The 13,943-nt window shown below is 57.8% G+C and carries 13 protein-coding genes; all 13 read left to right on the forward strand.

Translation table 11 applies throughout. The annotated features are described in order from the left end of the window. The first annotated feature begins 334 nt into the window (after positions 1 to 334). Entirely contained in the window at positions 335 to 784 is a 450-nt protein-coding gene (locus Q7U39_16310) for an Rrf2 family transcriptional regulator (GenBank protein MDO9119525.1), read from the forward strand. A gap of 60 nt (positions 785 to 844) precedes the next feature. Next, complete coding sequence (locus Q7U39_16315; protein ID MDO9119526.1) at positions 845 to 3,331, forward strand: sulfurtransferase TusA family protein; 2,487 nt, start codon at positions 845 to 847, stop codon at positions 3,329 to 3,331. A gap of 17 nt (positions 3,332 to 3,348) precedes the next feature. Further along, positions 3,349 to 4,065, forward strand: coding sequence for a phosphoadenylyl-sulfate reductase (locus tag Q7U39_16320; GenBank protein MDO9119527.1), 717 nt, complete (start codon positions 3,349 to 3,351; stop codon positions 4,063 to 4,065). A 1-nt stretch (position 4,066) separates the two neighbouring features. Next, a complete protein-coding gene (gene trpD, locus Q7U39_16325) occupies positions 4,067 to 5,119 on the forward strand; it encodes an anthranilate phosphoribosyltransferase (protein MDO9119528.1) in 1,053 nt (350 codons plus the stop codon). Positions 5,120 to 5,267: 148 nt separating this feature from the next. Then, positions 5,268 to 6,065, forward strand: coding sequence for a sulfate adenylyltransferase subunit CysD (cysD, locus tag Q7U39_16330; protein MDO9119529.1), 798 nt, complete (start codon positions 5,268 to 5,270; stop codon positions 6,063 to 6,065). A gap of 143 nt (positions 6,066 to 6,208) precedes the next feature. After that, entirely contained in the window at positions 6,209 to 8,053 is a 1,845-nt protein-coding gene (locus Q7U39_16335) for a GTP-binding protein (GenBank protein MDO9119530.1), read from the forward strand. A 140-nt stretch (positions 8,054 to 8,193) separates the two neighbouring features. Further along, complete coding sequence (locus tag Q7U39_16340; protein MDO9119531.1) at positions 8,194 to 9,114, forward strand: Mrp/NBP35 family ATP-binding protein; 921 nt, start codon at positions 8,194 to 8,196, stop codon at positions 9,112 to 9,114. A gap of 25 nt (positions 9,115 to 9,139) precedes the next feature. Next, entirely contained in the window at positions 9,140 to 9,895 is a 756-nt protein-coding gene (locus Q7U39_16345) for a PCP reductase family protein (protein MDO9119532.1), read from the forward strand. Then, a complete protein-coding gene (locus Q7U39_16350) occupies positions 9,892 to 10,755 on the forward strand; it encodes a hypothetical protein (protein MDO9119533.1) in 864 nt (287 codons plus the stop codon). The genes Q7U39_16345 and Q7U39_16350 overlap by 4 nt, the downstream gene beginning before the upstream one ends. Before the next feature lie 137 nt (positions 10,756 to 10,892). Further along, positions 10,893 to 11,651, forward strand: a complete 759-nt coding sequence (locus tag Q7U39_16355) for a YebC/PmpR family DNA-binding transcriptional regulator (protein MDO9119534.1) — start codon at positions 10,893 to 10,895, stop codon at positions 11,649 to 11,651. A gap of 47 nt (positions 11,652 to 11,698) precedes the next feature. Further along, complete coding sequence (gene ruvA / locus Q7U39_16360) at positions 11,699 to 12,307, forward strand: Holliday junction branch migration protein RuvA (GenBank protein MDO9119535.1); 609 nt, start codon at positions 11,699 to 11,701, stop codon at positions 12,305 to 12,307. A gap of 3 nt (positions 12,308 to 12,310) precedes the next feature. After that, a complete protein-coding gene (locus Q7U39_16365) occupies positions 12,311 to 12,790 on the forward strand; it encodes a hypothetical protein (GenBank protein ID MDO9119536.1) in 480 nt (159 codons plus the stop codon). A 16-nt stretch (positions 12,791 to 12,806) separates the two neighbouring features. Next, positions 12,807 to 13,811: a Holliday junction branch migration DNA helicase RuvB gene (gene ruvB, locus Q7U39_16370; protein ID MDO9119537.1), complete on the forward strand. Its 1,005-nt coding sequence runs from the start codon at positions 12,807 to 12,809 to the stop codon at positions 13,809 to 13,811. Positions 13,812 to 13,943: the final 132 nt, after the last annotated feature.

Raw genomic sequence — 13,943 nt, forward strand, 5'->3', positions numbered from 1 at the left:
GCCCACTGCGCCAGTTGCTGGCGTTCGGGATCAGTCAGCTGCAGGGACGGGGCAATGCGCATAGGCCAGTCCTCCTCTTGGGGAGGAGTATACCCGTACGGTATAATAAGTAAAGCTATTTATGTATCACTACACTAGGAAAGCTGTGCGTACGATTTTCAGAAAGTCGGCGTCGCCATGGAAGAGTCTTGGGAAGCGGTTCACGGGCTGAAATATTGTCGAGCCTTCCCCTGCGAGAATCGAAATTCTCTCAGCGAGGAAATTGGTTGCTTGACAGTTGGGATCGGGGAGCTGTATATCGTGGAAAGATTAATTCCTACCGGAATTATCAAGAATGAAAGTTTCACATCGCGCAACGTATGGAATCTTGGCTGCCGTTGACCTTGCCATGAATGGGAAAGAAGTCCCCATTCAGGCTCGGGCCATCGCCAGGCGGCAATCAATTCCTGTGCGATTTCTTGAGCAAGTGCTGAATGCGATGAAGAAGGCCGGTCTCGTCGATAGTACGCGGGGTGCACAGGGGGGCTATCTCCTCTTGCGTGCTCCCTCAGAGCTGTCAGTGGCCGATTTGCTTGAGGCGCTTGATGGACCGGTGTTTCACGACGCATCACAGAATGGGACCGGGCAGAATCGCCGTGATACGAGAGAACAGCTGTTACTCGGGGCGGTGTGGGAAAAAGTGCATCGAGCGGAACGAGGAGTCCTCTCTGCTATCACGATCGATCAATTAGTTGAACGCCAGCGGGTGCTCGATCAGCAACAGAATCCGATGTACCACATCTGATTCGGCAGGCTGGTTCCGGCGGCAGCGTGGTGTCTTAGTCGCGGTAAGGGAGGAATATTTATGAGCCCCCAAGATCAGCTGACCATACCGGAGATCAAGACCTCTCCGATTCCTCCCGCCCTGCTGGAGGAAATCGAAACATTTGAGGCGGAAGCCCTTCGCACCATGGCGGGGGAAGTCTCGAACGATCTCTTCAAGCCGTTTCGGTTGCAGTACGGGATTTATGGGCAGCGTCAGCCTGGCGTGCAGATGGTCCGCATCAAAATTCCGTTCGGGGGGATCTCGGCGAATCAGCTCCGGCGAGTTGCTGAGCTGGCCGACCGCCATGCCACCGCCGTCGGGCATGTCACGACGCGCCAGGACATTCAGATGCACTTTGTCGAGTTGAAGGACGTGCCGACCATCATGCGCGGCCTGGCCGAGGTGGGGCTGACGACGCGTGAAGCGTGCGCCAATACGGTTCGTAACGTCACGGCTTGTCATTTGGCCGGGGTCTGCCAGGGGGAAGTCTTCGATGTGACGCCCTACGCGAAGACCATCGCCTATCATCTGTTGCGCAATCCGTTGAATCAAAGTCTGCCGAGAAAGTTCAAGATCGCGCTGTCCGGCTGCAAACAGGACTGCGCCCTGACGCCGATTCATGACGTCGGTTTGCTGGCCGCCAAACGTGCCGACGGGACGATCGGGTTTCGCATGGTCGCAGGCGGCGGCTTGGGGTCGGCTCCACGCATCGCCCAAGTGCTGCGAGAATTTACTCCGATGGAAGAATTGCTGCCAAGCATCGAAGCCGTCATTAAGGTGTTCGATACGCTCGGAAACCGTAAGAACCGCAACAAGGCCCGCATGAAATTCGTCATCGAAAAGCTGGGATTCGATGAATTTAAGCGGCGCTGGGAAGCTGCCTACGAATCGATGGGGTACGCCACACCATCGCATGAGCCGATCAAGCTGCTTACCTATGCGGACGAGCCTGTGCCGCTCATCATGCCGACGCGGAATGGATCCGGCCCCTCGTCGTCGAATGGGTCTGGTTCTGGCATCGGGCACGAAACGCCTTTTGAAATGTGGAAGCGGACGAATGTCGTCAAACAGAAGCAGCCCGGGTATGTCACGGCGGCGATCAAGCTGTTCATGGGCGATCTGACATCTGAGCAAATGCTTGGCGTGGCGGACCTCGCGGAGCGGTACGCCAACGGGAACATCCGGACCACCATCAATCAGAACATGGTGATTCGGTGGATCCCGGAATCGCAGATCGAATCGCTGCACGCGGATCTTGTCGCGCAGGGGCTGGCCGATCCGGGCGCCGAACTTGTCGAAGACATCATCGCTTGCCCCGGAACCGATACGTGCGGTCTGGGCATTACCTCATCCAAAGGGCTCGCGCGCGCATTGGGCGAAGTGTTCCCGGCCGGCCGGGTGCCCGAAGATCTCTCGGACGTCAGTATCAAGATTAGCGGCTGTCACAACTCCTGCGCCCAACACCACATCTCGACGATCGGGTTACATGGCGTCGGGAAGCGGTTGGGGGAGCACGTGGCGCCGCATTATGAGCTGCACCTCGGGGGGCAAGTAGATGGTACTCCGAAGATCGGGCAGATGACGGTCAAGCTGCCGGCGAAGTCTGTGCCGGCGGCCCTGTCGCATCTTGTCACCGTGTATAGGCGGGATCGCCTGCCAAAGGAAAATCTGTCCGCCTTCATCGCGCGTGCCGGGAAAAATAAACTCAAGGACGAGCTGATTCCCTACACCATCGTTCCCGCGTATAAGGACGATCCCACATTCTACTACGACTGGGAAGGAGAAGCAGAGTTCATCCTGGAGGATCTCGGTCCCGGCGAATGCGCCGGCGGTGCGCTGGAGATGATTGAGAACGGGATTCTTGAGGCAGACCAGGAGCTGTATCAGGCCAAGTTGCTGGTCGAGAACCACCAGTATTCCGTGTCGGTGAATAAGTCGTACCGTGCCGTGCTGGCGGCGGCCAAAGCGATGTTGGTCACGGAAGGGCTTGAGCCCTCGACCGACTCGGAAACATTCATTGAGTTCGATCGCCGGATCGCGCAGAAGGGCGTCATCCCTGCGCAGTATCGCGAGCTCAATAAGAAAGTAGGCGATCTCGGGCCGAAAGATACGACCGCGGAGTCGGCGCGTGACAAGATGGTCTTCGCGAAGGGGTTCGTCGATGCTTGCCGCGCGGCGACAGAGCAGATGGGGAAAGATTTGAAGCTTGCGCCGGCCCAAGAAACCGTAGCACCTGTGAAAGCAGCGGTTGCGGCGGCGCCGGTCGTGTCGGCCGCTCCTGCGTCAACCGGAGCGCCGGTGTACGATCTCCGCGGGGTCGCCTGTCCGCTGAATTATGTGAAGACGAAGCTCAAACTTGAAATGATGGACGCGGGCGAAAAGCTCGAAGTCTGGTTGGACGCCGGTGAGCCGATCAAGAATGTGCCGATGAGTTTGAAGAACGACGGGCATCTTCTGCTCCTCCAGGAAGCGCTGGAGCCGGAGGCCGCGCACTATCGCATTCTCGTGGAAAAAGTTGAAGGCTAAGGGAGTCAGAGCAAGGTATGTCTAGTGGTGGAAGTCCAGAGATGGTGGCGGAGCTGAAACGCGCGAGCGACGCGTTTGAATCTCAGCAGCCCCAAGATGTGTTGAAGGACACGATCAAGCGGTTCGCTCCAAAGATTGTCGTCGCCTGCAGTTTCGGTGCGGAAGATGTCGTGTTGGTCGATATGGTGCATCGCATCGATCCCACGATTCCGCTGTTCTACTTGGACACGGATTTTTTGTTTCCCGAAACCTATGCGACCCGTGATCGCATCATTCAGCAGTATGCGCTGCAGCCGACACAGGTCATTCAGGTGCAGTCGTTGCTGACCCCGGATCAGCAGGCGGCGCAGCATGGGGCGGCGCTCTGGTCGACGGAGCCGGATCGCTGCTGCCAGTTACGGAAGGTGGAACCGCTGACGCGTGTGTTGAAGGGGTATGAGGCCTGGATCACCGGAATCCGCCGGGATCAGTCGCCGACGAGAGCCAATGCGGGGTTGATCGAATGGGACAGCAAGTTCCAATTGGTCAAAGTGAATCCGCTGGCTCGCTGGACCTGGGCCGACGTGTGGACTTACATCAAGGTCTATGAGGTGCCCTACAACCCGCTGCATGATCAGAATTATCCGAGCATCGGGTGCACCCATTGCACTGCGCCGGTGGCGCCGGGAGAAGATCCGCGTGCCGGACGTTGGAAAACATTTACCAAGACCGAGTGTGGGCTCCACAAGACCTAATATGCTTATTCAAGATTTTATTGCAAAAATTGCCAAGGGGCCCAGAGCCTCCAAAGACCTGACGTGGGATGAATCCAAACAGGTCATGAAGCTCTTGATCGAAGGCCAGGCGACGCAGGCGCAGATCGGCGCCTTTCTCATGGCGATGCGATTCAAGATGGAATCGGTCTCGGAGCTGGCGGCCTTTACGGCGGCGGCGCGCGCCTATGTCGCTCCGCTGTCGATTCCCAAAGAGTTGGCCGTGGTGGATGTGCCGAGCTATGCCGGCAAGTCAGAGACCTTCCATGGCTTGATTGCCGGAGCGATCGTGGCGGCGTCCGCGGGCGCGGCGATCGTGATGCATGGGTATGACGGCATTCCCGGGCGTCCGGGTGCTGCGGGTGTTTTGAAGGCACTCGGGGTTCCGGTCGATCTCGACCCGAAGATGGCCGGCGAGGCAGTCACAAAAAAAGGATTCGTCTATCTCGATATCGGGATGTACCATCCGCCGCTCTATCGGTTCCTGGAGATGCGTCAGGAAATCGGGGTGCGCAACCTCTTTCATCCGATTGCCCGTTTACTGAATCCTTCGCGGGCAGCCGCGCAAGTGATCGGGTTATCGCATCCGCCTCATTTCGAAAAAACGGCAGAAGTGTTGCGGATGATGGGCTGTCCGCGGGCGCTGGTCATTCGGGGCGTCGAAGGCGATCCGGAGCTCTCCGTCACGGCGGCGACCCGGGTATTGGAGTTGCGGGATGAGCGGATCACTCCGTTAGGGATTTCGCCGAAGGATTTCGGATTGGCGCTGGGCACCTCTCGCGACATGGCCGGGTTCCCTCCGGGCCAGCAGGATAAGGAAGCGGAGCTGCTGCGACGAATTATTCAGAATCAGATTCCGGGCGGTCCGAAAGATTGGGTCTTGATGAATGCGGCGTTGCTGCTGTATGCCGCCGGCAAAGGGGCTACGTTACCGGCCTGTCTGCCGATGGCACGAGTCGCTCTTGAAAGCGGCGCAGCCGGACGCAAGCTGGATGAACTGGTGCAGGCGCCTCTTGCGGCGGGTAAGCGGGGATAACTAACAGGCTGTTCAGGAAGGCTGCCCAGCAAGGCCGCAGCCAGCGAAGAGGCGAGGCGTACTCTTGTGGTACGTGGAGTCTCTGAGCGCCGCGAGAACGCTGCTGGTGGACTTTATCAACAGCCTGCTAATGGAAAGGTCGTCGGTCGTGAACCATCTTCGTCAGTTGGAAGATCAAAGCGTCTACATTCTTCGCGAGGCCTACAAGAATTTCGACAATTTGGGCATGCTCTGGTCGATGGGCAAAGATTCGACGGTGCTGCTCTGGCTCGCCCGCAAGGCTTTCTTTGGGCAGGTGCCTTTCCCATTGCTCCACGTCGATACGAGTTACAAAATTCCCGCCATGATCGAATACCGCGATCGGATTGCGCGGGAATGGCGTTTGGATTTGGTGGTGGGGCAAAACAAAGAAGCCTTGGCGGCGGGCATGAATCATACAATGGGCCGTGTCGCCTGTTGTACCGCCCTCAAGACGAACGGGCTGAAGCAACTGATCGAGCAGAAGGGGTACACCGGTATTATTCTCGGTGTGCGGGCGGACGAAGAGGGGACGAGAGCGAAGGAACGGTATTTTTCGCCCCGCGATAAGCATGGCGACTGGGATTTCCGCGATCAGCCGCCCGAATTGTGGAATCAGTTCAAGACGACCTTCCCACCCGGCACCCATATTCGCATCCATCCGTTGCTGGATTGGACGGAGATCAATATCTGGGAGTACATCAAGTACGAAAATATTCCCTTCATGGATTTGTATCTCGACAAGGGCGAGGGCACTCGCTATCGGAGCCTCGGTTGCGCGCCCTGTACCACGCCCATCAAGTCGACCGCGAAGACGGTCGACGAGATCATCGACGAATTGCGTCACACGACGGTGGCCGAACGGGCCGGCCGCGCCCAGGATGAGGGGCGAGGCATGGAGCTGCTCCGAAAAGACGGGTACATGTAACGAGGATGATGAAAAAGGTCCCCAACTTCGTTCTCGGCTCATCGAAATCCTCAACGTACCGCAGAGGGTACGCTTCCGGTTTCGACTCGCCTCGGGCCTTGTTGGATGGCCTTTTTGATCATCCTCTATAAGAGAAGGTAACTATGGATAATCAAACACAGAAGCCCTCGGAGAGTTTGAATATCGTCATTGTCGGGCATGTCGATCACGGCAAGTCTACCTTGCTGGGACGGCTTTATGCCGACACCGGGTCATTGCCTGATGGCAAGCTCGAGAAGGTGCAGGCGATCTGCCGCCAGCAGGGCAAGGAGTTTGAGTATGCCTTCCTGTTCGATGCCTTCCTGGAAGAGCAAGAGCAAGGAATCACGATTGATACGGCGCGCACCTTCTTCATCTGGAAGGGGCGCCAGTACATCATCATCGATGCTCCGGGCCACAAGGAATTTCTCAAGAATATGATCTCGGGCGCTGCGCGCGCGGAGGCGGCGCTGCTGCTGATCGATGCGTTGGAGGGTGTGAAGGAGCAATCCAAGAAACATGGCTATCTGCTATCGCTGCTGGGTGTCCGGCAGTTCGCCGTGGTCGTCAATAAGATGGACTTGGTCGGGTATCGGCAGGATGTGTTCGACGGTATCGAGAAAGAGTATCGCGAGTTTCTTGGCCAGTTTAAGGCCGTGCCGGAATGCATTATTCCGGTGAGCGCCAAGCTCGGCGATAACATCGCGAATCGCAGTACCCACATGGCGTGGTACACCGGCCCGACGGTATTGGATCAGCTGAGTCGTTTCAAGAAGGAAGCGGCACGATCGGAACAGCCGCTGCGGTTCCCTGTCCAGGACGTATATAAATTCGATGCTCGCCGCATCGTCGCCGGTCGCATTACCGCCGGGAAGTTGAAAGTCGGCGATCACCTGGTGTTCTCCCCGTCGAACAAGCGGGCCAATATCCGGTCGGTCGAAGCCTTCAACATCGATCCGCCGCTGACGGAAGGCTATGCCGGTCAATCGATCGGCATTACGCTCGACGAGCAGATCTTCGTGGAGCGCGGAGAGATTGCCACGCATCAGGACCATCTGCCGTCTGTCTCGACGGCGTTTCGCGCCAATCTGTTTTGGCTGGGGAAGCGTCCGCTGGAGCGCGGCCGCAAATATCAGCTGCGGGTGGCCAATAAAGAAGTCGACTGCGAAGTGGCGACCATTCACCGGATTATCGACACGATGGATCTGGCGCAGCAACAGGGGAGCACGACGGTCAACAAGAATCAGGTGGCTGAACTGACATTGCGGACGAAGACGCCGGTCGCGTTCGATCTCTCGGCCTCGTTTGAAGCGACCGGACGGTTTGTCCTCGTCGATGAATATGATATCGCCGGCGGCGGCATCGTCACGGAACTGATTCACGATGATCAAGAGATTTTGCGGGAGGAAGCCCGGCGCAGAGATTTCGCCTGGGTCAAAGGCGAAGTCGGCGTCGAGGACCGTGCGCGGCAGTACGGGCATCGTGCCGCCATCGTTCTGTTTACCGGTGGGCGACATACGGGGAAGTCCCTGCTCGCCAGGCAGTTAGAGGGACGGCTCGTGGCTGACGGGCGGCATGCCTATCTGCTGGACGGAGAGAATCTTCGCCGCGGACTCGATGCAGATTTGACTGACGAGGAACGAGGGCAGACCGATGAAATGGCCAGGCGGTATGGTGAAGTCGCTCGGTTGCTCATCGATACCGGGTTGATCGTGGTCTCCACCACCAATCCATTCGGCATGCACTATAAAGAGGCTGTGCAGGCGATCCGGACGCTCGTCCATCCTGCCCCGGTGATCGCGGTCCACATGAGCAAGACCAGTGAAGAGCCGCCGCCGAATACGGACATTGTCTTGAGCGGACCGACGGATCTGGATAAAGCCTCCAAGCAAATTATGGACGAGCTTAAGAAACGGGGTGTACTGGCTCAGGCGATCGGGGCCAAGCCGACCTTTCAGTATTCGATTTAGTGCGCGAGGTCGAAAGAAAGAGGGTTCCGCAAAGTTCATTTTCTTACGGGACCCCCACCTTTCGCTTGGTTTGACTCCCCAGAAACCGCTGTGTTACCGTACCGCCCTGCATCGTTTAGCCTGTGGATAGAAAGACTTGTATGGCGGCTGACAAAGACCTCAAGACCATTCTTGGCAAACTGAAGTATTCCGATGATGCCAAGGTCGTCCAGCAAATTACCGAGCAGACCAAACAGGTCCATGCCCGCATGGCCGGCATCAAGTACAAGCTGGCGGTCATGAGCGGGAAGGGCGGCGTCGGGAAGAGCATGACCACGGTCAACTTGGCCTTGGCGTTTGCCCGGCAAGGTGCGAAAGTCGGATTGCTCGATGTCGATTTGAACGGGCCCTGCGTGCCGCGCATGCTCGGTCTGCATGGGCAATCATTGAAGATGACTCCGCAGGGGGCCATCCCTCCGGTTGGCCCGCTTGGCGTGAAAGTAGCGTCGATGGACTTCTTTCTCGACGATGCGTCGCCGGTTCGGTGGAAGGGGCCGATGGATGTGAGTCCGGTCTGGCTCGGCTTGATGGAAATGAATGTGATTCGGGAATTTCTCTCCGATGTGATATGGGGCGAGCTGGACTATCTGCTTGCCGATCTGCCTCCCGGGGCGGCAGCCGATAAGCCGCCGGTGATCGCCGGGTTTATCCCCGACCTGGCCGGAGCCATTGTCGTGACGACACCTTCCGAAGTGGCGTCGGATGTGGTGCAGAAATCGGTGACCTATGCGCGAGACATGGGCATCAAAGTCTTGGGCATCGTCGAAAATATGAGCGAGTATCGGTGTCCGTCCTGCGGTGAAGTCAATGAGTTGTTTGAAGGCAACACCGAAGCGATGTGCGAAGCGCTCGATCTTCCGCTCCTCGGGAGGGTTCCGTTTGATCGAAAAATCGCCCGGACATTCGATAAGGGCCAGCCGTTGCTCGACGAAACTTATCCGACCATTCAGCGGTACCAGGAAATAGCCGGGCGGATCCGCACGTTGCTCGATTACAAGAAGGTGTTGGCGGATAAGCTGTGATCCGAGAGATGCGAGAGGAGTTCCTATGAAATTTGTTTGTCTCAATTGCGAAACCTATATGAATTTCGAAAAAGTTGAAAAGCCCGGCGAGGGATCGCTGGGCGTCTTTTTCGGCTGCCCATCCTGCAACGCCAAGTTCTCGATGGTGACCAATCCCGGCGAAACGCAGATGGTCAGCTCCCTCGGAGTCAAATTAGGCGGTCGCACGGTGGCGGCTGAGCCATTTGAAATGACGCGGGGCACGCTCAAGGATGAGGCCCAGGCCGGAGCCGGGCAGATGGGCGCCTATCTGAACGAAAAGATCCAGGGCGGGCAGCCGGTGGCGGCGTCAGCGGCGACACCGGAAAAAGCCGGAGAAAAAGCGAGCGGCGGTTGTCCCTTCTCCGCGATGGTTGCGGAAATGGGCTTGACGGGCACCGGGAAGCCGGGCAATGGAACTGCTCCCGCATCCTCAGACTTCACATGGACGGCCGATGCCAAAGAAAAGCTCGATCGGCTGCCGGCTTTCGTGAAACCGATGGTGCAGAGCAGCGTCGAGGCCTATGCGCGGAAGAACGGATTCAAATCCATCACGTTGCAAGTCATGGATGATTCAAAGACCGACTCGCCGAATGGGATGACCTGGTCACGGGAAGCCGAGCAGCGGCTGGAGAACATCCCCGACTTCATTCGGCCCATGGCGAGAAAAGAGATTGAACGTGTGGCCAAAGAGCGCGGCCTGGTGACGATCACCGCGCAAGTCATGGACGAGACCAAAGACAAATTCATGAAGTTCATGTGAGTACGAACTTCATGCAGCGGGGTTCTCAAGGGCCCATCCGGCACCCCGGATGGGCCCTTCCTTTACCAGACTTGGTGCAGTCAGCGATTCGAGCGAATTCCGTCGCGATGTGGGCGCTATTCCTCTTTTTCATGGTCGCATTCCTCGGCTTAGACGGCGCACTCTTGTTTGCTCAGCATGGTGAGCCGGGTCATGAGGCGGCTGCCGTGGGTTCATCGGATCATGGGCACGATCATCACGCGCTCACTCTTTCACCGGACAGCTGGGAAGGATCGAAGGCCGGTATGGCCTATTCGGAGTTCAATCATCATCTCGCCGGACTCTTCGTGCTCCTGATCGGCTTTACTGAGATGGCGCAGGCGCTGCGGTCTTCCTCGCTTGGCTGGGCGAGAATGCTTCTGCCGGTGGCCTTGCTGGGAATGGCTGCCTTTCTGCTGATTTGGAGCGATCATCAGGCCTGGCCCATCGGACCGCTGAGTTTCGCCGAGACATTTTTCGGCAACGATCATGAAATTCTCCAGCATAAGACCTATGGCCTCCTTGCCCTGACCGTGGGCCTGATTGAACTGTATCGGCGTCTTGATCGGTTGTCCCACGTCAGCTGGATGATCCCGCTTCCGCTGTTTGCCATGATCGGCGGGATCATGTTGTTTGCCCATTCCCACGGTGCCCATCCCGCCGCCCAAAAGATTGCGATGCATCATGCCGTCATGGGCACACTGGCGGTGTCGGCCGGTTCCAGCAAGCTCGCTTCCGCGTGGAGAGGCGCCTTCATGGGATGGTCTCGCTCCCGTTGGGAGACGATCTGGGCTGGTCTCATCCTTCTCATTGGTCTCCAGCTTCTGGTTTACTCCGAATAGCCTGGGCCATTTCTGCGCGGTTCCCGATTGATTGACACCTTTCAAAGGCCTATGCTACGTCTACGACGGTGGGGCATACAGCCGTAAGCTGTGGCCTCGCATCAGTTGAGAGCTCCAAAGACACAGACGAGGGACACATGGGTGGACATAGCCATTGGGCGACGATCAAGCGGTATAAGGGCGCGCAGGACGTCAAGCGCGGAAAGGTTTTTACCAGAATCATCCGCGAAATCGCCATTGCCGCTCGCACCGGTGGTGACCCCGACAGCAATCCGCGCCTCCGCCTGTCGATCGCAAAGGCCAAAGAAGCCAACATGCCCGGCGACACGATTAAGAAAGCCATCCAGCGCGGAACGGGAGAACTTCCCGGCGTGGCGTATGAGGAATATGCGTTGGAAGGCTACGGGCCCGGTGGCACCGCGGTCTTGCTCGAAATCACCAGCGACAACCGCAACCGGACTGTGGCGGAGATCCGCAATCTTTTCACGAAAAATCATGGCAATATGGCGGAAGCCGGGGCGGTGGCCTGGCAGTTCCACAAGAAGGGCCTCCTGACGATCGACAAGGGGAAGGCCGACGAAGACCAGTTACTCACGCTGGCACTCGAAGCCGGCGCAGAGGATGTGAAGGTGGGCGACAAAACCTTCGAAGTGATCTGCGGCACCCACGAGTTCGAAGCCGTGAAAAAGGCTTTAGCGGATGCCAAGATCGAGACCACGCTCGCCGAAATCACCTTTATTCCCCAGAATACGATCCGCCTCGAAGAAAAAGCCGCCGAACAGATGCTCAAGTTGATGGAAGCCATGGACGAGCACGATGACGTCCAGAAGGTCCATGCCAATTTCGATATCTCTGAAGAAGTGATGGAGAAGGTGGCCGCCGCCGCGGCGGGATAAGTGCCGACTTGTCGAGCCGTTATCTGCCACCCGAGACGTGAGTCGCAATGATCGCCTTTCTAACGGGGCGGCTGGCTTTTAAGGCGCCGACCCACCTCACGTTGGATGTGCAGGGTGTGGGCTACGAAGTCCATATTCCGCTGAGCACCTATTACGCTCTGCCGAATCTCGACGAAGTCGCCGCGCTCAATATTCACACCCATTTGCGCGAAGACGCGATCCAGCTGTTCGGCTTTCTTTCACTGAGCGAGAAAGAAGCCTTCTTGTTGTTAACGACGGTTTCCGGTATTGGCCCGAAACTCGCGCTCGGGGTCTTGTCTGGGCTTCCACTCGCCGAGCTTGTCCGCGCCATTCAAACCGAGGATGTCGAGAAGCTGGCCACGATTCCGGGGATCGGGAAGAAGACGGCCGCGCGCATCGCCCTCGAACTTAAAGAGAAGATCGTGAAGATCCATTCCGGTCTGCCTTCCGCCACGATCGAGGAACCAGCGGTCCCGGCAGGTCCTTATGATGATGCACTGTCGGCTCTTGTCAATCTTGGCTATCGCCCTCAAGATGTCAAAGACGCCCTGAAGCGAGTCGCTAAGACGGTCGAGAGCCAGGCCGGTCTCAAGGAATTGATTCGAGAGGGCTTGAAAGAACTTGCGAGGGGGTGAACGATGGGTAACTCTATGCGCGTGCGAGCGATGGTTCAGTGCGGTGTCGTGGTGGGCTCTCTCTTCGGACTCCCGCTTGCCGGATGGGCGCAGGACGCCGGCGAGCAGAAGAGCATTCGCATGACCTGCGGAACCTGCCCCGATGGGTACGCGACCACCGGTACCACGCAGGCTCCGTCAGTCTGTAAAGATGGAGATCCGACGCTGGTCCAGTGCGTGCCGCTGGGGGCCAATATGCTTCCTGTGTGCGGCTCCTGTCCCGAGGGTTATTCGGAGATCGGCAGTTCGTCGGTCCCCTCCCGTTGCGGCAATAAGGATGGGGGACGGTTGTCGCAATGTCAGTTGCAGAAAATGGAACAGAATCTTCCCGATCCTAGCCAAGGCGTAAAGACCTGTCCTCCTTATTGCGGGAGCGCAGGGCAACCTGGCCAGGGAGCCTTGCCGCCAGTCCCGCGTTTTCAGCAGGCTCCGGACACCAAGTAGATTTGCAGAAACTCCTATGACTGAGCGGTTGCTTGCACAGCGGACCACCGACGATGACCGCAGCATGGAAACCGTGCTCCGGCCGCAGTCCTTCAACGACTACGTCGGGCAAGAGCGGATGAAAGAGTCGCTGCGAATTTGCATCGATGCGGCCCTGCAGCGGGGTGAGGCGCTCGACCACACCATTTTTTACGGACCCCCAGGCCTTGGGAAGACGACGATCGCGCACATCATCGCCAAGGAAATGGGAGCGTCGCTCCGTTCAACCTCCGGGCTTGTACTGACTCATGCCGGCGATCTGGCGGCGATCCTCACGAATCTCCAAGAGCACGATGTTCTGTTCATCGATGAAATCCACCGGTTGCCGGCTTCGGTCGAAGAGGCGCTCTATCCGGCGATGGAGGACTATCAACTCGATCTGGTCGTCGGGCAGGGACCTGCGGCCAGAACAGTCAAGCTGGATCTCCCGCAATTCACGTTGGTCGGAGCCACGACGAAAGCCGGCGCACTGACCTCTCCGCTCCGTGACCGGTTTGGACTCGTCTATCGGCTCGACTTCTACTCACCGACCGATCTGGAGCGCATCGTGACGCGGTCGGCCGGTGTGTTAGGCACATCGATCGATCATGCCGGTGCCGCAGAAATTGCGAGAAGAGCCCGTGGTACGCCTCGCATCGTGAATCGCTTGATCCGGCGTGTTCGGGACTATGCGCAGATTAAGGCCGAAGGGCATATCACCCGACAGGTGGCTCAAGATGCTCTGGCCTGGTTGGGAGTCGATAGTGCCGGGTTTGATGATATGGATCGAAAAATCCTAATGACCATCATCGAAAAGTTCAACGGCGGACCGGTCGGAGTGGAATCCTTGGCCGCAGCGGTGCAAGAAGAGAAAGGGACGCTGGAAGATGTGTACGAGCCCTACCTCATTCAAGCCGGCTACCTCGACCGCACCGGCCGCGGCCGCCAAGCGACAAAGCTTGCCTTCGATCACTTCAGCAAGCCGACCGATCAGCTGTTCTAGTGTAGTGATTCATGCTGTTCTTGTCTTATCCAGAGCGCTCTTGGCCCGATTCACTTTCGCTAAGATTTCCTGCGCGGATTTGGTCCACACAAAGGGGGTGGGCTGGGTATTGCGGTGGGTCATGTAGGCGTC

Source organism: Nitrospira sp. (assembly GCA_030653545.1).
Lineage (GTDB): Bacteria > Nitrospirota > Nitrospiria > Nitrospirales > Nitrospiraceae > Nitrospira_D.

Coding starts and splice junctions, on each gene's coding strand:
- Q7U39_16310 (MDO9119525.1), top strand. CDS start 335: ATGAAAGTTTCACATCGCGCAACGTATGGAATCTTGGCTGCCGTTGAC.
- Q7U39_16315 (MDO9119526.1), top strand. CDS start 845: ATGAGCCCCCAAGATCAGCTGACCATACCGGAGATCAAGACCTCTCCG.
- Q7U39_16320 (MDO9119527.1), top strand. CDS start 3,349: ATGTCTAGTGGTGGAAGTCCAGAGATGGTGGCGGAGCTGAAACGCGCG.
- trpD (MDO9119528.1), top strand. CDS start 4,067: ATGCTTATTCAAGATTTTATTGCAAAAATTGCCAAGGGGCCCAGAGCC.
- Q7U39_16335 (MDO9119530.1), top strand. CDS start 6,209: ATGGATAATCAAACACAGAAGCCCTCGGAGAGTTTGAATATCGTCATT.
- Q7U39_16340 (MDO9119531.1), top strand. CDS start 8,194: ATGGCGGCTGACAAAGACCTCAAGACCATTCTTGGCAAACTGAAGTAT.
- Q7U39_16345 (MDO9119532.1), top strand. CDS start 9,140: ATGAAATTTGTTTGTCTCAATTGCGAAACCTATATGAATTTCGAAAAA.
- Q7U39_16355 (MDO9119534.1), top strand. CDS start 10,893: ATGGGTGGACATAGCCATTGGGCGACGATCAAGCGGTATAAGGGCGCG.
- ruvA (MDO9119535.1), top strand. CDS start 11,699: ATGATCGCCTTTCTAACGGGGCGGCTGGCTTTTAAGGCGCCGACCCAC.
- Q7U39_16365 (MDO9119536.1), top strand. CDS start 12,311: ATGGGTAACTCTATGCGCGTGCGAGCGATGGTTCAGTGCGGTGTCGTG.
- ruvB (MDO9119537.1), top strand. CDS start 12,807: ATGACTGAGCGGTTGCTTGCACAGCGGACCACCGACGATGACCGCAGC.